Source organism: Polynucleobacter bastaniensis (genome assembly GCF_018882205.1).
GTDB lineage: Bacteria > Pseudomonadota > Gammaproteobacteria > Burkholderiales > Burkholderiaceae > Polynucleobacter > Polynucleobacter bastaniensis.
The window spans coordinates 443,521-462,950 of sequence record NZ_JACVOU010000001.1 but is presented as its reverse complement, the minus strand read 5'-3'; the positions used below and the strand labels follow the sequence as shown (position 1 = coordinate 462,950).

The 19,430-nt window shown below is 46.6% G+C and carries 17 protein-coding genes and 1 pseudogene; 8 read left to right on the top strand and 10 right to left on the bottom strand.

Annotation, left to right across the window (positions count from 1 at the left end; all coding sequences use genetic code 11):
• Positions 1–16 precede the first annotated feature (16 nt).
• The gene (corA, locus tag ICN22_RS02500; protein ID WP_046329509.1) at positions 17–988 is read right to left on the bottom strand and encodes a magnesium/cobalt transporter CorA; all 972 of its coding nucleotides are present in this window, start codon (positions 986–988) and stop codon (positions 17–19) included.
• A 73-nt stretch (positions 989–1,061) separates the two neighbouring features.
• Between corA and pyrF the strand changes: the two genes are divergently transcribed.
• The gene (gene pyrF / locus ICN22_RS02495) at positions 1,062–1,907 is read left to right on the top strand and encodes an orotidine-5'-phosphate decarboxylase (protein WP_216168686.1); all 846 of its coding nucleotides are present in this window, start codon (positions 1,062–1,064) and stop codon (positions 1,905–1,907) included.
• A 2-nt stretch (positions 1,908–1,909) separates the two neighbouring features.
• Here pyrF and mtgA read toward each other — a convergent pair whose 3' ends face one another.
• Genes mtgA through mpl form a run of 6 tightly spaced genes read right to left on the bottom strand, consistent with a single transcriptional unit; the run spans position 1,910 to position 8,593 of the window.
• Complete coding sequence (mtgA, locus tag ICN22_RS02490) at positions 1,910–2,653, bottom strand: monofunctional biosynthetic peptidoglycan transglycosylase (protein ID WP_216168685.1); 744 nt, start codon at positions 2,651–2,653, stop codon at positions 1,910–1,912.
• A gap of 17 nt (positions 2,654–2,670) precedes the next feature.
• Positions 2,671–3,579: a shikimate dehydrogenase gene (gene aroE, locus ICN22_RS02485; protein ID WP_216168684.1), complete on the bottom strand. Its 909-nt coding sequence runs from the start codon at positions 3,577–3,579 to the stop codon at positions 2,671–2,673.
• Between the two features lie 41 nt (positions 3,580–3,620).
• Positions 3,621–4,478: an energy transducer TonB family protein gene (locus ICN22_RS02480; RefSeq protein WP_216168683.1), complete on the bottom strand. Its 858-nt coding sequence runs from the start codon at positions 4,476–4,478 to the stop codon at positions 3,621–3,623.
• A complete protein-coding gene (locus ICN22_RS02475; RefSeq protein ID WP_216168682.1) occupies positions 4,462–6,450 on the bottom strand; it encodes a ribonuclease catalytic domain-containing protein in 1,989 nt (662 codons plus the stop codon). Before ICN22_RS02475 ends, ICN22_RS02480 begins: the two co-directional genes overlap by 17 nt.
• Positions 6,451–6,452: 2 nt before the next feature.
• Positions 6,453–7,181 carry a 3-oxoacyl-ACP reductase FabG gene (fabG, locus tag ICN22_RS02470; protein ID WP_216168835.1) on the bottom strand — a complete coding sequence of 243 codons (729 nt, stop codon included), beginning with the start codon at positions 7,179–7,181 and terminating at the stop codon, positions 6,453–6,455.
• A 5-nt stretch (positions 7,182–7,186) separates the two neighbouring features.
• Positions 7,187–8,593, bottom strand: a complete 1,407-nt coding sequence (gene mpl / locus ICN22_RS02465) for a UDP-N-acetylmuramate:L-alanyl-gamma-D-glutamyl-meso-diaminopimelate ligase (RefSeq protein ID WP_216168681.1) — start codon at positions 8,591–8,593, stop codon at positions 7,187–7,189.
• A gap of 26 nt (positions 8,594–8,619) precedes the next feature.
• Between mpl and ICN22_RS02460 the strand changes: the two genes are divergently transcribed.
• The 7 genes and pseudogenes from ICN22_RS02460 to ICN22_RS02435 all read left to right on the top strand — a co-directional run bounded on the left by ICN22_RS02460 (position 8,620) and on the right by ICN22_RS02435 (position 14,348).
• The gene (locus ICN22_RS02460) at positions 8,620–9,147 is read left to right on the top strand and encodes a TlpA family protein disulfide reductase (RefSeq protein ID WP_216168680.1); all 528 of its coding nucleotides are present in this window, start codon (positions 8,620–8,622) and stop codon (positions 9,145–9,147) included.
• 249 nt (positions 9,148–9,396) lie between these two features.
• Positions 9,397–9,846, top strand: coding sequence for a type II 3-dehydroquinate dehydratase (gene aroQ, locus ICN22_RS02455; protein ID WP_216168679.1), 450 nt, complete (start codon positions 9,397–9,399; stop codon positions 9,844–9,846).
• Between the two features lie 36 nt (positions 9,847–9,882).
• Positions 9,883–10,332 carry an acetyl-CoA carboxylase biotin carboxyl carrier protein gene (accB, locus tag ICN22_RS02450; protein ID WP_216168678.1) on the top strand — a complete coding sequence of 150 codons (450 nt, stop codon included), beginning with the start codon at positions 9,883–9,885 and terminating at the stop codon, positions 10,330–10,332.
• A 52-nt stretch (positions 10,333–10,384) separates the two neighbouring features.
• The gene (gene accC / locus ICN22_RS02445) at positions 10,385–11,749 is read left to right on the top strand and encodes an acetyl-CoA carboxylase biotin carboxylase subunit (protein WP_216168677.1); all 1,365 of its coding nucleotides are present in this window, start codon (positions 10,385–10,387) and stop codon (positions 11,747–11,749) included.
• 34 nt (positions 11,750–11,783) lie between these two features.
• Positions 11,784–12,713, top strand: a pseudogene (prmA, locus tag ICN22_RS11110) (50S ribosomal protein L11 methyltransferase); the annotation flags it as partial.
• On the top strand, positions 12,693–13,331 hold the full coding sequence (locus ICN22_RS11105; RefSeq protein WP_255533814.1) for a DUF3426 domain-containing protein: 639 nt from the start codon (positions 12,693–12,695) through the stop codon (positions 13,329–13,331). The pseudogene prmA and the gene ICN22_RS11105, both read left to right, overlap by 21 nt.
• A gap of 57 nt (positions 13,332–13,388) precedes the next feature.
• The gene (locus tag ICN22_RS02435) at positions 13,389–14,348 is read left to right on the top strand and encodes a carbohydrate kinase family protein (protein WP_216168675.1); all 960 of its coding nucleotides are present in this window, start codon (positions 13,389–13,391) and stop codon (positions 14,346–14,348) included.
• Between the two features lie 203 nt (positions 14,349–14,551).
• Here ICN22_RS02435 and ICN22_RS02430 read toward each other — a convergent pair whose 3' ends face one another.
• The 3 genes from ICN22_RS02430 to ICN22_RS02420 form a co-directional block, all read right to left on the bottom strand.
• Entirely contained in the window at positions 14,552–14,842 is a 291-nt protein-coding gene (locus ICN22_RS02430) for a hypothetical protein (RefSeq protein WP_439650969.1), read from the bottom strand.
• A 334-nt stretch (positions 14,843–15,176) separates the two neighbouring features.
• Positions 15,177–16,343, bottom strand: a complete 1,167-nt coding sequence (locus ICN22_RS02425) for a ribonucleotide-diphosphate reductase subunit beta (protein ID WP_216168674.1) — start codon at positions 16,341–16,343, stop codon at positions 15,177–15,179.
• Positions 16,344–16,387: 44 nt separating this feature from the next.
• Entirely contained in the window at positions 16,388–19,279 is a 2,892-nt protein-coding gene (locus tag ICN22_RS02420) for a ribonucleoside-diphosphate reductase subunit alpha (protein ID WP_439650971.1), read from the bottom strand.
• Positions 19,280–19,430: the final 151 nt, after the last annotated feature.

Genomic DNA, 19,430 nt, shown 5'->3' with positions numbered 1-19,430 from the left:
AGGTAGCACTACAGAATTAACGTGAGCTAAGCCAGCCCTTGTGGCGGAAGTAGCCCAATGGAATCATCGCTGAAATCACCATAGAAATAATGGCAACTGGATAACCCCAGGTCTGCTCTAGTTCAGGCATATAGCGGAAGTTCATGCCCCACACGCTCGCTAACAAAGTTGGCGGCATTAAGGCAACGGATACCACCGAGAAGATCTTAATGATCTTACTTTGGTTCAAATTAATAAAACCGACTGTCGCATCCATCAAGAAGTTGATCTTATCGAATAGAAATGCGGTATGGTTTTCTAATGAATCGATGTCTCGTAAAATCTGACGCGCCTCTTCTTGCTGCTCATCAGACAATAATTTACTGCGCATCAAAAAAGACAATGCGCGACGCGTATCCATCACATTGCGACGAATACGTCCGTTAGTATCTTCTTCCTTGGCAATGGTTTCGAGCACTTCTTCTGCATCATGATCAGTGATGTCATCTTGCAGCACGCGCTTACCTGCTTGCTCGAGGTTTTCATAAACCTCTTCCAAGGCATCAGCAGAATACTCGGCATCAGTGGAGTACAGGTCAAGTAAAACATCTTTCGCGTTACTGACTGAGCCTGGGCGCAAACGGGCACGCAAACGCACCAAGCGGAATACCGGCAAATCTTCGTCATGAATAGAGAACAAGACTTGCTTGGTCATTACGAAAGCAACTCGTACGTTGCGAGAAGTTTCTTCTTCGTCCAATAAGAAATCAGTACGAATATGGAGGTGGCCATCATCCGCCTCGAAATACCGCGCAGAAGCTTCTAAGTCACCTAAATCATCCAATTCAGGCAAAAGAACGCCAAAAGCCTCTTTAATCCAAAGGAGTTCTTCCTCTTCAGGGTCTACAACGTCGATCCAGATAGGGTTGGAGTATTGCAACAATTCATTGCGATCTTCCACTTGCTCTTGAGAGAGGCGGCCATTTTGCAGGACGAACAAGTTGATCATGGTGAACTCCTAAGGAATGGTCGCTAGTTTATCCTATGGATATAACAGTTTGACTAAAATAAGCTTAATCCTAATGAACTCTAGCTCAAATACCTTTACCCAACAACTACAGTCCGCGTGGGCTTCCCAAGGCAGTATGTTGTGTGTGGGCTTTGATCCAGATCCCAAGCGTTTGCCCGCCGTATTTCAGGGTAAGCCTGAGGGGATTTTTGAGTTCTGCCGCGAGATCGCTGATGCCACTGCGGATACGACCTGCTCCTTTAAGCCCCAGTTCGCTTACTTCGCCTCCCAAAGGGCCGAAGCGCAACTAGAAAAACTGACTCGCTACCTTAAAGATAAATATCCCCACATCCCCGTCATCCTCGACTCCAAGCGTGGTGATATCGGTAGTACAGCTGACCACTACGCCTTAGAAGCCTTTGAGCGTTATGGTGCGGATGCTGTTACCGTGAATCCTTACATGGGCTTTGACACGATCGAGCCTTATTTGAAGCATGCTGGCAAGGGCGTAATTATTTTATGTCGCACCTCCAACCCAGGAGGCTCCGATCTTCAGTTTCTAAATGTGTCACCTGATGGTGAACCCCTTTACCTTCATGTGGCCAAACTCGCTGCAAAACAATGGAATACCTCAGGCCAAATTAGCCTAGTAGTTGGCGCAACCTTCCCCGAGGAAATTGCTAAGGTGCGAGCGATTGTGGGCGAGATGCCCTTACTCATTCCCGGCATTGGTGCTCAAGGTGGCGATATCGATGCCACTGTGAAAGCTGGCATCATACCCAATCAGCCTGGCACGGGCATGATGATCAATTCTTCTAGAGCAATCTTGTATGCAAGCGCAGGAAATGATTTTGCTGAGGCAGCCAGAAAAGTGGCCATCGCAACAAGAGATGCACTAAGAACTGCAAGTACCAAGTAACACTAGCGCGCTTTTGGTTTCTGAATGGGGGCTAAAGCGACCCTGTCCATGTTTTCGAGAATAAAGTCTTGTCGCGTAGGGAAATGAATATTAGCCTTACGGCAGTACTGCACTTTGTCAAAACACTTCGGTGCAGGTAAAGCTGATGCTAAAGCTGCAGCCTGCTCTCGATCAAGTGATGCCGGCTTAATGCCGTAATAATGCTGAGAAGCTGCGCCAATACCAAAGATGCCCTCACCCCACTCCACTGAATTTAAATAGATTTCATATAGACGTTGCTTGGGAAGCATTACCTCTAACAAACCCGTAATGATGAGCTCCTGTCCTTTACGAAAATAATTCTGCTCGGAAGAAAGAAAAAGATTCTTTGCTAGTTGCTGTGTAATCGTAGAGCCCCCACGCAAAGCAGTTTTGGATTTGCCACCACCCTGTTGATTAAGTTGTGAGTTTTTAGCCCATGCTTTTTTCATATCATCAAACCGCACACCCATATGCTGAAAAAAGATATCGTCTTCACTCACTAAAACAGCACGCTTGAGATTGCTGGAGATTTTGTCGTAAGGAACCCAAGATGACTGCACTGGGCAAGACCATGCCAGACCGCAAAGGCGCCAACGTTCAGCCCTTTGAAATGCAGTGCTACTAGGATCAAGCACTACCCATAAACCAATCTGAATGACAAAATACATTTGCATGGCAATAAAGCCACCCACTAAACATTTCAGAAGATAAGAAAGCCAACGCATTCAAGCTTAGCTAGGAATTAGGAAGTGCGAAGTTCTGCCAATACAGCGCGAGAATCAATCGCATCAACAAGCTGGGCACCACGCCAAATTAAGAAAGCATCTGCGGCCTGTTCTACCAGCATACCCAAGCCATCACTAACTCGTGCACCGCGATGCAATGCTTGCTGCATTAAGGCAGTGACTTTGCCGTAGACCATATCGTAGGCAAAAGACTGCGGAGTAAATACATTGCTTGCTGCGGCATCGCTAATGGGAGATTCATCAGATAAACCTGCAGCAGTAGCATTAATAATGAGATCAAAAGGAGATGCAGTCTTGCTTACATCCTCCAGCTCGCTCAAAGTAACTACAGTCAATACAACTTGTAGGGAGTGAGCCAAATCACTAAATAGCTGAACCAACTCCTCGGCCTTGGCATTGGATCGATTGGCAATCATTAACTCTGCAGGCGATTGCTCTAGTAAAGGACCTAGTACTCCACGAGAAGCGCCGCCCGCTCCCAGCAATAAAATTCGGGAGCCTTGAATCTGAATACCCTGCGCCAGTAAGTCTCTGACTAAGCCAGCGCCATCGGTATTGTCACCATAGATTTTTCCATGCTCTATACGCAAAGTATTTACAGCACCAGCGAGCTGTGCGCGCGGTGTTAATACATCTGCAAGAGCTTGGGCATCCAATTTAAATGGCACGGTGACATTCATACCTTTGCCGCCAGCAGCAAAGAAAGCTTGCGCAGCGATTTTGAATTCACCAACTGCAGGCTGTAAACGTCCGTAGTGCATTTTCTGATTTGACTGTTCAGCAAATCGTTGATGAATAGCAGGTGATTTACTGTGGGAGATTGGATTACCGGCAACCGCATAGACATCTACGTCAGGAAATTGAATGGGGTCGGTATGTAACTCAGCGGAAATAAGTTGACTCATATTAACTATAGGATAAGCGAAATTGAGTGATGTCCTCCGAATTAAGGACGCAAATCCAAGCGATCAGATCCATCCCGCGTGAAATCAAAAGTAGAAACCCAATCTAGGATATCAAGCTGGTTACGCATTTCTGCGGGGAAAACTCCAAAGGGGGCAGAAGCACGAACGATCGCTAAGGCCTGGCGATCCAACTCAGGATTGCCAGAGCTTCGTCCAATACTTAAACCATCCTTACCTTGAGCATTTTTGGCAATACGCCCCTGAGCATCTACGCTCACCACAATCACCAAACTTCCGTACAGGGGGCGACCGTTAGCCCGTGGGAAAAATGCGCTGCCATAAGCCTCTATTTTTTGACGCATGGCATCGTAATACTGCGCAAAGACAACCGCCTTAGTACTGGCCCCAGTCAAGACCTTACGACGAGGCTCGCGACCATTAGCTTGCAAACGCTTAGCCAGCTCAGCCTCTAAAGAATTTAGCTGAGGTGTTACTTGTTTCTCATCACCACTTTTGCGACCGCCAGAGAGCGCTCGATCTGCTTCGAGCTTGGCCAGCATTTGTTTTTGCTGTTTTTCTAAAGCCTCGAGACGAGCATCTGCACCGAGTCTGGCTCGATGGAGCGCACTAGCATCCTGATTAAGGGTGTTGCCGCCTCCATGCAAATCTGCTTGGGCTAATTTATTGGCCTGCTTGGGTGCCACTGGATTGCTAGCATTCACTAAGACAACGCTGAGTGGTGTGTTTAAACGACGATTTTCAATTTCTCCCATGCCCCAACGGAAGGATAAAAAGATGAGATGAAGCAAAATCGAGAGGGCTAGGGCATAGAGAAATAGGTAGCGTTGCCAACTACCTAGGCACCCCACTATCTGAGTCAGCTTAGGTGGGACTTGCATCACTCTCAGGAACCTCTAGGGTTTCAATATGAAGAACCCGAACCCCGGCGGAGAGTTGCAAGAGATCCACATCAGCCACACTCACTTCAGCTCGAGTCATCCGTGGATGGGCCGCCAACTCGGGAACTGGAAGATGCAATGGGACTGACTCTACTCGGGACATACCTTCTTTGAGATGTCTCACAAAGACTTGCTTAGGAACTTCATCCTGAGAAACCCAGCGCAAGCACCAGTATTTCTCGAGGCGATCTTGGTATTCACCGTAGGCTGAATAGCAAGCTTCAAAGTCGGCGGCGATACCCATTAATGCGGCATCACGCGGCGGGAATGGCGCTACCATCTTGGCAGTAATACCATGTTTTGCTATAGCAATTAACTGCCACTGATTCACTAAATCTGAGTAACGGCGCAAAGGGGAAGTACACCAAGCGTAATACTCCAAACCCAAGCCTTCATGTGGGCCTGGAGTTGTCTGCATACGCGTGCGTAAGGGGCCCCAACCCTTTTGAGTACGGAACAAACCAGGTATCCCATGATCTGCCAATAAGCGTCCTGAAGCGCTATTGCAATAAATCATCCACTCAGCAACGATAGTATCGACGATAGAGCCACGTTGACGAGGAGTAATGTCTACTCGCTGCGATCCATCCACTTCTTTGATTTGAAAATGAAAGTCTCTCGCTAAGGCATTGGGATCCAAGACCCCCAACTGTTCAGCGCGCAACCCATTTGCTACACGCTGCTCCTGGCGCCCTGCATGCAATAACTTGGCTGCGGCCCACAACACGCTGAGCTCCTGACGATAAGCATAGTCAGACGATTCATCAGCCAAACTTTCTTCTGTCACCAAATACTCTAAATTCTCTAGCCGAAGATTCGCCCCCACCGGAACCATCTCAGCGCGCAACTGCAGAGTCTCTTTATCCACAACTCCAGCCACATCAATATCTACATAAATCGATAAAGCTGGACGAGCGGCGCCTTCATCCAATGAGAACTGCGTAATCACCGAATCAGGCAACATCGTAATCTTGTCGCCAGGGAAATATACGGTAGACATGCGAGTGCGCGCAACCTTATCTAAAGCATCATCCTTGGCAATCACCAAGCCAGGTGCCGCAATATGAATACCGATACGATGTCCACCACCCTCGAGCGCAGTGACCGATAAAGCATCATCGATTTCAGTGGTGCCTGAGTCATCTATCGAGAATGCGGTCACTTCAGCTAGGGGCAATTCTGAAATAGCAGCATCTAACGCAACTTGATCAACTACCAAACTTTGCTCATGTGCTGCGCCTTGAGGGAAATGCGCCTTTAAGAACATCCCTTGGTGATATTGCAAAGGTGAATCAATCGCACCACAGCGGATCATTAACTGCGCAGGCGACTCCCCTGACTCGGTACATGCTGCAATCAATGCCTTATAGGCAGAGGTATTTTTATCCGGAGAAAACAGCAGTTGATTTGCCTGAGACTTGAGCGTCTCTGGAAATACGCCAGCCACTAGTTCTTGCTGCCATGCACTCTCCTGCTCCAATTCTTTTTGCTTGCGCTCGAGCGCTGCTAAACCAGCCTGCAATTGCTCAAGCGGTGCCCTTTGAAAACGTCCCCGCCCTTTACGTCTGAAGAAGACTGGCGCCCCCTGTAATGCAATGGCCAATGCAGTCTGTTGCGGAATATTTGCTTGTGCACCAAAGTACTCGTGGGCAACATCTACCAAGCCAAACTCTTCATCTGGCGCGCAATCCCACAAGAATTGCAGATCGAGTTCTTTGGATAGGGCATTTGCCTCATCCATCAATGGCTGTGGCTCTGGCTTCTCAAAGCGTAACCAAACCTCTTTGGCTTTTAACTTAATCTTTTTTCCAGACAAACTAGTTGCTTGCCAAGATTGGGCATCTCCAGCGCCCGAAGCAGACTGGACTGTGGCGACCTTAATATCGCCACCCTCTTCATATAAAAGATGCATCGTTAGAGTGAGATCCCGCCGCTGGCCTCAAGCGCAACACCATTGACATAGCTCGCCTCATCACTCGCTAGAAATAAATACACGTTCGCCATTTCTTCGGGAGTGCCTAAGCGACCTAACCAACTGCGTCTCTCAATATCTTTCAGAATATTTTCTGGCATCGCTTTGACCATCTCGGTAGCAATAAAGCCAGGACAAACTGCATTTACCCGAATACCTTTTGGGCCCAATTCACGCGCCCAAGTTTTGGTGAATCCAATCACTCCAAACTTGGTTGCTGAATAGTTGGTCTGGCCAAAGTTTCCATAAATGCCCACGACACTAGAAGCATTTACGACAGCGCCTTTACCAGCCTCCAACATATGCGGTACTACCAACTGCGAGCAATTAAAAACACCTTTGAGATTGACATCAATCACTGTATCAAATTGTGCTTCGGTCATTTTAACTAAGCGTGCGTCTTGAGTGATACCAGCGTTATTAATCAGAACATCAATACGTCCATGGTGCTGCATGATTTGATCAACAGCCGCTTCAACACTTGCACGATCAGTCACGTTCATTACATAGGCTTCTGAGCCTGGAATGAGTTCCACTGCAGCCTTAACAGCCTCGGGATTCACATCCGCAATCATCACCTTTGCACCCTCTTGCGCAAAACGTTTAGCAGTTGCAAAACCAATGCCTTTTGCAGCACCAGTAATGATGGCTACTTTATCTTTTAGTCTCATACTCATTACTTTGCTTTCTCTTGTATTGCAGTCAATATTTTTTGGTGCACTCCACCAAAGCCACCATTACTCATCACCAAAATATGGTCGCCAGGCCTTGCTTCATTTGCAACGGCCTCAACTAAAGCAGATGGATCATCAAAGGCTACAGCACGATTGTCACTCTTTGCATTTAATGGGGCTAAGACTTCATTTAAGTCCCAACCTAAAGAATCTTTACCGGTGCTTGCACCGTATGCAAAAATCTTATCGGCTGCTTCCAAACTATTGGGTAGTTGTGCCTTCATCACTCCGAGTTTCATCGTATTAGAACGAGGCTCCAAGACTGCCAAAATACGGGACCGCCCCACCCTTCGACGCAAGCCATCTACCGTAGTAATAATTGCGGTTGGGTGGTGCGCAAAGTCATCGTATACGGTTACTTTATTTGCAACACCAATCGTCTCTAAACGACGTTTCACATTTTTGAACTCAGCTAAAGCGCGTGCGGCATCGGCTGGTGTAATACCAATATGATTTGCTGACGCAATAGCTGCCAATGCATTGAGCTGATTATGTCGACCCATAACTCCAGAGTCAGGAGCCCAAGTCACCGTTGCAAGCTCTTTGCCATCTTGCAAAACGATGAAGCCATCGGCATCTTGAGAAATTAAAGACCAGGCATTGTGTTGATCCTGGCCAAACTTTTCAACAGGTGCCCAAGCACCTCGTGCAATGACTCTTTCTAAGGCGGGCTCTTCGCCATTAACCACAACAAGACCATTGCCTGGCACCGTCCGGACCAAATGATGAAACTGCGTTTCAATTGCAGCAAGATCAGCAAAAATATCGGCGTGATCAAACTCGAGATTATTTAACAAAGCGGTGCGCGGGCGATAGTGAACAAACTTACTGCGCTTATCAAAAAACGCCGTGTCGTATTCATCGGCTTCGATTACGAAATATTGACTCTCGCCTAAGCGGGCGGATACGGTGAAATTCAATGGCACTCCACCAATCAAATATCCGGGTTTGTAATTATTGAATTCTAAGATCCAAGCCAGCATGGCAGAGGTAGTTGTTTTGCCGTGTGTACCAGCAACAGCCAAAACATGCCTACCAAACAGAACTTGCTCACCCAACCACTGAGGGCCAGAGGTGTAAGGAAGCCCTTGATTAAGAATCGCTTCCATCAGTGGATTGCCACGCGAAACGACATTACCAATGACAAATAAATCTGGCATCGTCTCAAACTGTAATAATTGATCGGGCGAAAATCCTTCGATGAGTTCAATACCCTGCGCTTCCAGCTGAGTACTCATTGGTGGATATACGTTGGCGTCACAGCCAGTTACCCGATGTCCGGCCTGCCGAGCGATTGCGGCAATGCCGCCCATGAAAGTACCGCAAATGCCCAAGATATGAATATGCATTGGGGAATTTTAGCTAAGGAGTGGCAATGAATCGAAGACAGTGGATTAGCATCATTGGATTTAACCTCGTGGCCCTTGCTGCGGGAGTGGCGACTTCTCAATGGATCTTCAGAACAGAGCTGGCAGATGACCCTGCTATCAGGGCCTTTTTTGCCAACCCCTGGCAAACACCGACTGGAAAATCAGTAGACACCAAAGAATGGCGCGAAAAAGTCCTTGTGGTGAACTTTTGGGCATCCTGGTGCCCTCCCTGCGTTGAAGAAATGCCCACTTTGGACAAATTACAAGCAGAGTTTAAAAATCAAAATGTCTTATTTGTCGGCATCGGCATCGATTCACCATCTAATATTCGTCAATTCCTAGAAATAACCCCAGTTTCTTATCCCATTGTGATTGGCGGACTTGAGGGCAGCAATATCTCAAAGCAGATGGGGAATGCCCAAGGTGCACTTCCTTATACCGTCATCATTAATTCTCAAGGCAAGTCTACTAGCAGCAAATTAGGAAAGATAAGCGAAGAAGAGCTCAGAAGCGCAATTAAATTAGCTTTATAAGACTTTTTAAATGATCTTTGCGCTCGCCAGGTAGGTCAAAATTGGCAGTTTGTGAGCTAAATATTGCAATATTTACGCTGTAGATGTTAAAAAAATAGCCTGTTTATTGCGTCATTTTTAGGGTTTGGGCAACTGCCCGGGGGTATACTTTGCCTGCAAGATGAAGAAAATTCTTCATCTAGTTAGCAGTTTTCAGAGAAAAGCTTTATCTCGGCAACAAAACTTAACTGCATCTAAAACTATCGATCTATGTCGAAAAATACTTCAATTCTCATTATCCAAGGTCCTAACCTCAATCTGTTGGGAACCCGTGAGCCAGAGGTTTACGGCAAAACTACCATGGAAGATATTCATACAAAGCTGGGTGCGATTGCCAAGTCCCACTCAGTTGATTTATCCACCTTTCAAAGCAACCATGAAGGCGAGCTGATTGACCGAGTTCAAAAGGCCAAACAAGATGGGGTGGATTTCATCATCATCAATCCAGGCGCTTTTACCCATACCAGCGTTGCCTTGCGTGATGCGCTAGCTGGGGTTGCTATCCCATTTACTGAAATACACCTGTCTAATATTCATCAACGTGAGGAGTTCCGCAAACACTCCTACCTGTCTGATATTGCTACCGGCGTTATCTGCGGTTTGGGCGCCATTGGTTACGAATTAGCACTGCAAGCAGCTATCGCCCGTTTACAAAAATAAAGATTTATTCAGAATTACCCGAGAGGAAGCCTTTCCATGGACCTAAGAAAACTAAAAACCCTAATCGACCTTGTTTCTGAATCAGGAATTTCTGAGTTAGAAGTCAATGAAGGTGAAGATCGTGTTCGTATTGTGAATGCCGGCTCCCCAGCTCCTGCGGGTCAAGTGGTCTACGCCAATCCAGCGTCTGTTCAAGCTACGCAAGCCGCACCTGCGGCTTTACCAATTATTCAAGAAGCGCCCGCTGAAACTGGTTTTGTTGCTCGCTCACCCATGGTTGGTACCTTCTATCGCGCCCCAAACCCCGAGTCCCCGGATTTCGTCAAAGTTGGTGACACGGTCAAAGTGGGTCAAACGCTGTGCATTATTGAAGCGATGAAACTTCTCAATGAAATTGAGTCTGAGCAAGCAGGCGTTATTAAGCAAATTCTCTGTGAAAACGGTCAAGGCGTTGAGTTTGATCAACCGCTGTTCATCATTGCTTAATAGATCTCCCTTAGATCTATTCCAATCCACCGTTACTTAACTCAGAGCCGACATGTTCGATAAGATTCTGATTGCCAATCGCGGAGAGATTGCTCTCCGCATCCAGCGCGCATGTCGCGAGCTGGGAATTAAAACTGTGGTGGTCTACTCGACTGCAGATAAAGAAGCTAAATACGTGAAGCTTGCAGACGAAGCGGTCTGTATTGGCCCCGCTCCCTCGCCACTGAGCTACCTCAATATGCCCGCCATTATTTCGGCGGCTGAAGTGACAGATGCTGAAGCGATTCACCCAGGCTATGGCTTTCTCTCTGAGAACGCCGACTTTGCTGAACGTGTTGAGAAATCTGGTTTTGCATTTATTGGCCCCACTGCAACCTCAATACGCCTGATGGGTGATAAGGTTTCGGCCAAGCGTGCCATGATTAAAGCTGGCGTTCCTTGCGTTCCTGGATCAGAAGGTGCCTTACCAAACGATCCAAAAGAAATTATTGCCACTGCAAAACGCGTTGGCTATCCAGTCATTATTAAGGCTGCTGGCGGTGGTGGTGGCCGTGGAATGCGTGTCGTCCATACCGAGGCTGCCCTTCTCAATGCAGTCAACATGACCAAAGAAGAAGCGGGTCGTGCTTTTGGTAATCCTGAAGTCTATATGGAGAAGTTTTTAGAAAAGCCTCGCCACGTTGAGATACAGATCTTGGCTGATACCCATGGCAATGCCATTTGGTTAGGTGAGCGTGATTGCTCCATGCAACGTCGTCACCAAAAAGTAATTGAAGAAGCTCCAGCACCTGGAATTGATCGTCGTGCAATCGCCAAAATTGGTGAGCGCTGCGCTGAAGCCTGTAGAAAAATTGCTTACCGTGGTGCTGGTACTTTCGAGTTCTTGTATGAAGATGGCGAATTCTTCTTTATTGAGATGAACACCCGTGTTCAAGTAGAGCATCCAGTCACCGAAATGATTACTGGTGTCGATATTGTTCAAGAACAAATTCGTATTGCTGCTGGCTTAAAACTGAGTTATCGCCAAAAAGACATCGTCTTCCGTGGTCATGCCATCGAATGCCGTCTTAATGCAGAGGACCCATTTAAATTCACACCAAGCCCAGGGAAAATTGGTTCATTCCATATGCCAGGCGGTCCTGGGATTCGTGTCGATTCACATGCCTATAGTGGTTATGTAGTGCCGTCCAATTACGACTCCATGATTGGCAAGTTAATTGCTTATGGCAATACTCGCGGGCAAGCGATACGCCGTATGCAGATTGCGCTTTCTGAGATGGTGATCGATGGCATCACAACCAATGTGCCACTGCATCGTGAACTCATGCTTGATCCGAACTTCATCGAAGGCGGAACCAGCATTCACTATTTGGAGCATCGCCTCGAAGAGCAAGCCGCTAGTCGCGGTAAGCCCTAAGTTGCAGGTCAGTTAATGTCCATTTGGAGTGAGTATGTCCTATCGTGAACTTATTTTCACGGTTCCGGCTGAGATTGCAGAACCTTTAGGTGATGCTTTGCTGGAAGTGGGCGCACTCTCCGTTACTGTTGAAGATGATGCTGCTGGCGGTTACGATGAAAATCCACTCTATGGTGAGCCAGGTCTATCGCCGGAAGTACAGGCTTGGGATCGATCTTCTGTAACCGCACTTTTTAATCCTGAGATGGATGATTCTGATGAGGCGAACTTCATCCCAGAGCTTCTCGCATCCCTCGAGGAAGTGGGATTCAATCTCCCGGCTCCACAAGAAAAGATCGTTGAAGAGCAAGATTGGGTTCGCTTAACCCAAAGTCAATTTGCTCCAATTCAGATTGGTGAACGTATTTGGGTAGTGCCTTCTTGGCATGAAGCGCCAACCGACCCTAACGCAATTTGTTTGGCAGTAGACCCAGGCTTGGCATTTGGGACAGGCAGTCACCCCACTACGCACCTTTGCTTACTTTGGCTTGAACAAAACACCATGCTTGCGAATCAAAGTTTGCTTGATTATGGCTGTGGATCTGGAATTCTCGCCATTGCCGCTGCGAAATTGGGATGTAAACCCGTAGTTGGTACTGATATTGATCCGCAAGCAATGGTTGCAGCACGCAGCAATGCAGAAATCAACAAGACAGTCATTCGCTTTGTTCTGCCCAACGAAAATGCACCAGAACTCGCATCAGAAACCAAATACGACATTGTGATGGCCAATATTTTGGCTAACCCACTGCAAGTTCTAGCGCCTGCCTTGGTAAACAAGATGCGCCCAGGTGGAAAAATTGTTCTCTCAGGTGTTCTTGCTCGTCAAGCAGAGGAAGTCATTGCAACTTACAGTCAATGGTTAACCCTATCTATCTGGAAAGAGAGTGAAGGTTGGGTTTGTTTGCACGGCACACTTCCGGAGCAGGGCGTTAAAGCAAGTTCAGCTGACAAAAATAGAGATACTTCAGCTCCGACTCAAAAAAAAAGTCCTAAGTTAATCCTTCTCAGCCTTTTTTTCCTCTTACTCATCATTGTTGGCGAGCACCTTTCTAGAAATTCTTTACTACCAGCATTAGCAACGCGTGTTGATGGCAGCTCTTCTGCGATTGCAACAACGAGTTTTTCTCTTTTACAGAAGTTAGATGAAAAATTGTGTCGCGCGCTGGGGTGTGTAAATCGTCCTGTAAGCGATTTTTCTGCCTGGAAAATAACTTCGGTTACTCTTTCATCTGAAAACGCGCGAGAAGGCCTTAAAAACGCTTCAAATCAATCTGTGCTGCAAGTTGGAATACAAAATCGTCTTGCCCTCCCTGTTTTATTCCCGAATTTAGAAATTTCTCTCACCGATCCAGAGGAATCTGAAATCAAAATGATTCGACTCACTCCGCAAGAATGGTTACCGACTACTTGGCAAGAAGCGCATCCTGGTTTTTTAAGTCAAGGCGCCCCTTCCGGTGAAATCTTTACAGCTGCCCTACCGATTTCCCTCCCGCAAAATGCTGCTGGATATCGCGTCAGAGTTTTTTACCGAGAAAAATAGATAGCAAATCCTATTTCACTCTCATTTCAATTGATTTTTATTAGAAAGTAACTATTTATGGCTAGCTTGATCTGCGGTTCCATCGCTTACGACACCATCATGAACTTTGAAGGCAAATTTGCCGATCAAATCCTGCCAGAGCAGATTCATATCCTCAATGTCGCCTTCCTCGTTCCTACAATGCGCCGTGAATTCGGTGGTTGTGCAGGCAATATTGCTTACAACCTAAGTCTTCTTGGTGGCGACCCCATCATCATGGCAACCGTAGGCGGTGATGCTGCCCCCTATCTTGATCGCCTCAAACAACTCAAGATTGATGCAACGCACATTCGTCAGATTGAACAGGCATTTACTGCTCAAGCGATGATCACCACCGATCAAGCCAATAATCAAATTACCGCTTTTCATCCGGGTGCAATGGGTGAATCTCACCTCAACCAAGTTTCCGCAGTGATTGCGGAGCGCAGCAAGAATGCTAAGGGTGCCGCCAAATTTGGAATCGTTGCCCCAGATGGTCGTCAAGGGATGTGGGAGCACTGTCATCAGTTAGCTGAAGCAGGAATTCCTTTTGTATTTGATCCGGGCCAAGGTTTACCGATGTTTAATGGTTCAGAACTCCTTGAGCTGGTAAATATTGCAAGCTATCTCGCCGTAAATGACTATGAAGGTGAAATGCTCTCCCTAAGAACCGGCTTAAGCCTAACAAAAGTAGCTGAAAGAGTAAAAGCTTTGATTGTCACCAAGGGTGCTGAAGGTGCAGATATTTACTTTGAGGGTAAATGCATTGCGATTCCGCCGGTATCAGCAGCTAAAGTAGTTGATCCAACTGGTTGCGGTGATGCTTTCCGAGGTGGATTACTGTTTGGATTAGAAAACGGCATGGATTGGGAAACTACTGGCCGCTTGGCCAGCTTGATGGGTTCAATCAAAATAACTCACCAGGGACCACAAAATCACCAAATGAGCAAAGATGATATCGCTGCTCAATTCAAATCCGCATTTGGATTTGCCCTCTAAAGCCAATAATTAACTGAAGTAGCAATAAAAAAGGGATCTCGTGAGAGATCCCTTTGAACTTCACCCGCCTACAAGCAGAGCTTATGGACGTGTGCCAGTTGGGAAGGGCCAAGCAGCGGCTGGATTCAACGTAGTTGAAACTGCAGCTTTTTTAGCCACGGGCTTTTTTACAGCCTTGCCCGCTTTCTTCGCAGCAGGCTTACTTACTTTTTTTTTGCAGCTACGCGCTTCTTAGCAGCAGGACGCTTTTTAGCGGCAGGCTTCTTAGCAGCAGCTTTTTTAGCAGCAGGACGCTTTTTAGCTGCAGGCTTCTTCTTAGCAGCAGGACGCTTTTTAGCGGCAGGCTTCTTAGCAGCAGCTTTTTTAGCAGCAGGACGCTTTTTAGCGGCAGGCTTCTTCTTAGCAGCAGCTTTTTTAGCAGCAGGCTTCTTAGCAGCTACTTTTTTCTTTGCAGCTGGTTTCTTTGCAGCAACTTTCTTCTTGGCGATTGCCATAGTAATACTCCTTCACGTGAGGATTAGTCCAAACTACCGATTAAGAAGACCCGACCATTCATTTCCGCCTGGTTTTGCAACCGATTGGAGCCGACGAGCGAGCCATTCATCGGCGCGCGGCTTGATGCTAAGTGCTGCACGCTAATGAATCTTGGAAAAAAAGCCGTGACCCCAAAAGGTAACGGCTTCTTCAATATGCTGGAAAAAATAGAGAGAGCAGAACAAGCACCCTTTGGCAAGGGTTTTCGGATTTGAGTCTGGTTTTGCTGACTTTTAAAACTATCCAACCGTCTAATCTCCTATTTAGCCGGCAATACGCTTTTTAATTAACTGCTTATTCCCAACTTAGCGCACCGCCAGTTTGATACTCAATAACGCGTGTCTCAAAAAAGTTTCTCTCTTTTTTCAGATCAATCATTTCTGACATCCATGGGAATGGATTCTCTTCATTTGGGAACATCGCGTCAAGTCCTATTTGCAAACATCTGCGATTACAGATGTATCTTAGGTAACCTTTGAACATCGGCGCGTTCAATCCGAGCACTCCACGAGGCATCGTATCCTCTGCATAACGGTACTCTAATTCCACTGCTTTTTCGAAGATAGATTTGATCTCGTCTTTGAACGCGGAAGTCCATAACTGCGGGTTCTCCAGCTTGATTTGATTAATCAAATCAATACCAAAATTACAGTGCATTGACTCATCACGAAGGATGTATTGATACTGCTCAGCAGCACCCGTCATTTTGTTTTGGCGACCCATTGCAAGTATTTGCGTAAAACCAACATAAAAGAATAATCCTTCCATTACGCAGGCAAAAACGATCAATGATTTGAGCAACATTTGATCAGTTTCTAATGTCCCAGTTTTAAAATTAGGGTCAGTCAACACATCAATAAAGGGAATTAAGAACTGATCTTTAGCGCGAATAGACTCGATTTCGTTATACGCATTAAAGATTTCGCTCTGGTCTAAGCCCAAAGATTCCACAATATATTGATAGGCGTGAGTATGAATTGCCTCCTCAAAAGCCTGACGCAATAGATATTGACGGCATTCTGGAGCAGTAATGTGGCGATAAGTACCCAAAACAATGTTGTTTGCCGCTAAGGAGTCCGCAGTTGTGAAGAAACCAAGATTGCGCTTAATGATGCGACGCTCATCTTCAGTTAAACCATTAGGATCTTTCCAAAGCGCGATATCGCGGTTCATGTTGATCTCTTGTGGCATCCAATGATTTGCACATCCAGCTAGGTATTTCTCCCAAGCCCACTTGTATTTAAATGGAACCAACTGATTCACGTCAGTCTTGGCATTGATCACGCGCTTATCAGCAGCATTGACACGCAAAGCTGCGCCACTAACTGAAGAAGTGGCCTGCGCAGGCGGAGTCATAGCAACCTGGTCTGCTTGCGGACGTTGTACCTCAGCTACCGCTGGCTGTGGTGTCAGCATAGCTGGTGCTAGTGCGGGTGCGACTTCTTCTTCCCAATTCAACATAACTTTCTCCTAATTCTTATTTTCTATCTCAGCTAGCAAAAAGCTTACTGACATGCTTCACATTCTTCAAATCCAGCATCGCCTGGGCGCATTGTGCAAGCAGGGCCATCTAACTCTTGCGCTGATGCTGCATCAGTGCCATTCACACCACCGCCACTAGACACCGCATTTAACTGACCACTTGCAACCGTAGACTTCTCAACGTGTGTTGCAGCCATTGTGCGGAGGTAATAGGTTGTCTTTAAACCACGCAACCATGCCAACTTGTAAGTGTCATCCAATTTCTTGCCAGATGCGCCACCCATGTAAATATTGAGTGACTGCGCCTGGTCAATCCACTTCTGACGACGTGAGGCAGCTTCAACCAGCCAGCTTGGCTCCACTTCGAATGCAGTTGCATATAAATCACGTAAATCTTGTGGAACACGATCAATCTTGGACAAGGTACCGTCGAAGTACTTCAAATCCGCAATCATGACTTCGTCCCAGAGGCCGCGATCTTTTAAATCACGAACCAAGTACTCGTTTACTACGGTGAACTCACCTGAGAGGTTCGATTTCACAAACAAGTTCTGAAATGTCGGCTCGATACAAGCTGATACACCAATGATATTGGAAATTGTTGCTGTCGGTGCGATCGCAACACAGTTTGAGTTGCGCATACCGTGCTGCTTAATGCGGGCACGCAAGCCATCCCAATTCATAATGGAGGAACTATCCACTTCAAGGTATCCACCTCGCTCTGCGGCCAACAATGCCACCGAATCTTGTGGAAGAATGCCACGATCCCATAATGAACCTTTATAGGTACTGTAAACGCCACGCTCTTCAGCCAACTCATTCGAAGCTTGATAGGCGTAGTAGCAAACTGCTTCCATTGAAGAATCGGCAAACTTCACTGCCTCATCACTGGCGTAAGGAATCCGTTGCATGTGCAGGCAATCTTGGAAGCCCATGATGCCCATACCCACTGGACGGTGCTTCAAGTTGGAGTTGCGCGCTTTTGCAACAGCGTAATAGTTAATGTCAATCACGTTATCCAACATCCGCATTGCAGTGCGGATAGTTTTTTGGAGTTTCTCGTGATCCAAAATCATCTTACCGGATGCATCGGTAGTCATGTGCGCTGTCAAGTTCACAGAACCTAAGTTGCAAACTGCAATCTCGCTCTCATTTGTGTTCAGAGTGATCTCAGTACACAAGTTAGAAGAGTGCACTACACCAATATGTTGTTGTGGGCTACGAATATTGCAAGGATCTTTAAATGTGATCCATGGGTGACCAGTTTCAAACAGCATACCTAACATCTTGCGCCACAATTGCTGCGCAGGAATGCGACGGAATGGCTTCAATTCACCAGCATCTGCTTTTTTCTCGTAAGCGACATAAGCCTCTTCAAAGGCTTTACCGAATTTGTCATGCAGATCAGGCGTATTTGAAGGCGAGAATAATGTCCAATCACCACCTTCCATCACGCGCTTCATGAACAAGTCAGGGATCCAGTTTGAGGTATTCATATCATGCGTACGGCGACGATCATCACCGGTGTTCTTACGCAACTCAAGGAACTCTTCAATATCTAAGTGCCATGTCTCTAAGTAGGCACAAACTGCACCCTTGCGCTTACCTCCTTGGTTCACTGCAACAGCTGTGTCGTTCACCACTTTTAAAAATGGCACCACACCTTGTGACTTACCGTTAGTACCTTTTATATGACTTCCCAAAGCGCGTACGTTTGTCCAGTCATTACCTAAACCGCCAGCAAACTTCGACAGGAGTGCATTCTCTTTCAAGGCTTCGTAGATGCCCTCAAGGTCATCATCTACCGTTGTCAAGTAGCAGCTGGATAACTGAGGACGTGTAGTCGCTGAATTAAACAAGGTTGGCGTGCTGGACATGAAATCAAATGTAGAAAGGATTTCATAGAACTCGATTGCACGACGCTCACGATCTAACTCATTCAAAGACAAGCCCATTGCAACGCGCATGAAGAATGCCTGTGGCATTTCAATACGGCGGTCTTCAATGTGCAAGAAATAACGGTCATACAATGTTTGTAAACCGAGGTAGTTGAACTGCAAGTCACGACTTGCATTCAAAGCAGCAGCTAATCTTGGTAAATCAAAATCACGCATACGTGGGTCTAAGAGCTCGGCAGTAATACCTTCATTGATGTACTTGACAAAATAGCTGCTGTACTCTGCTTGCATATCGCCTTGCAATACTTCGTGACCGAGGATTTCCTTACGAATCACGTGCATCAAAATACGTGCAGTTACTTGACTGTATGCAGGATCTTTTTCAATTAAAGTACGTGATGCCAAAATTGCGGAGTCATAAACCTGCGCCATTGGTACTCCATCGTACAAATTCTTGATAGTTTCAGTAATGATTGGGCTTGCATCAATGTTGTTTCCAAGACCTTCACAGGCGGCTTCGATAATGGTGCGCAAGGCCGCCATATCCAAAAACTTCTCAACACCGTTGTCTAATACCCTCAAACCCGGCTCAGTTGCTTGAGTTGACGTTTGGGTTTCTTGTGCAGTGGTCTGCTGTGCGGCACGCTCTTGATTGCGCTTTTCACGATAAAGAACATATGCACGAGCAACGTTGTGCTCACCACTGCGCATTAACACCAATTCCACTTGATCTTGAATATCCTCAATATGGAAGGTACCGCCATTTGGGCGACTACGCAATAAAGCACGAACTACTGCATGGGTTAATTGCTCAACCTGCTCACGTACACGAGCAGAAGCCGCGCCCTGACCGCCATTAACTGCTAAAAATGCTTTTGTAACCGCAATGGCGATTTTGGATGGCTCAAACGCCACCACCGAGCCATTTCGGCGAATGATCTTGTAATCCGATAATTGAGTAGCTTGGCCACCACCGACGCCACCAGCAACAAAACTAGCAGATGGGGATTGATTCATCGATTCGGAGGAGCTTATCCCTAGATTATTTGTGCCGGCAGTCTGTCCCGCTGCCTGAGGGTTGGCGAATGTCATATTTTTCCTGCTTATATATAGTTATTTGGACAAAAAATCATTAAAAACAATAAGATATTACTGTACTTAAACACTA

Bases quoted from the DNA above. Each gene is read 5' to 3' on its own strand.
- mtgA (WP_216168685.1), bottom strand. From the start codon at position 2,653: ATGCGTTGGCTTTCTTATCTTCTGAAATGTTTAGTGGGTGGCTTTATT.
- ICN22_RS02475 (WP_216168682.1), bottom strand. From the start codon at position 6,450: ATGCATCTTTTATATGAAGAGGGTGGCGATATTAAGGTCGCCACAGTC.
- ICN22_RS02480 (WP_216168683.1), bottom strand. From the start codon at position 4,478: ATGCAAGTCCCACCTAAGCTGACTCAGATAGTGGGGTGCCTAGGTAGT.
- fabG (WP_216168835.1), bottom strand. From the start codon at position 7,181: ATGAGACTAAAAGATAAAGTAGCCATCATTACTGGTGCTGCAAAAGGC.
- ICN22_RS02425 (WP_216168674.1), bottom strand. From the start codon at position 16,343: ATGTTGAATTGGGAAGAAGAAGTCGCACCCGCACTAGCACCAGCTATG.
- ICN22_RS02420 (WP_439650971.1), bottom strand. From the start codon at position 19,279: ATGAATCAATCCCCATCTGCTAGTTTTGTTGCTGGTGGCGTCGGTGGT.
- corA (WP_046329509.1), bottom strand. From the start codon at position 988: ATGATCAACTTGTTCGTCCTGCAAAATGGCCGCCTCTCTCAAGAGCAA.
- pyrF (WP_216168686.1), top strand. From the start codon at position 1,062: ATGAACTCTAGCTCAAATACCTTTACCCAACAACTACAGTCCGCGTGG.
- accC (WP_216168677.1), top strand. From the start codon at position 10,385: ATGTTCGATAAGATTCTGATTGCCAATCGCGGAGAGATTGCTCTCCGC.
- mpl (WP_216168681.1), bottom strand. From the start codon at position 8,593: ATGCATATTCATATCTTGGGCATTTGCGGTACTTTCATGGGCGGCATT.
- aroE (WP_216168684.1), bottom strand. From the start codon at position 3,579: ATGAGTCAACTTATTTCCGCTGAGTTACATACCGACCCCATTCAATTT.
- ICN22_RS02460 (WP_216168680.1), top strand. From the start codon at position 8,620: ATGAATCGAAGACAGTGGATTAGCATCATTGGATTTAACCTCGTGGCC.
- ICN22_RS02435 (WP_216168675.1), top strand. From the start codon at position 13,389: ATGGCTAGCTTGATCTGCGGTTCCATCGCTTACGACACCATCATGAAC.
- aroQ (WP_216168679.1), top strand. From the start codon at position 9,397: ATGTCGAAAAATACTTCAATTCTCATTATCCAAGGTCCTAACCTCAAT.
- accB (WP_216168678.1), top strand. From the start codon at position 9,883: ATGGACCTAAGAAAACTAAAAACCCTAATCGACCTTGTTTCTGAATCA.
- ICN22_RS02430 (WP_439650969.1), bottom strand. From the start codon at position 14,842: ATGGCAATCGCCAAGAAGAAAGTTGCTGCAAAGAAACCAGCTGCAAAG.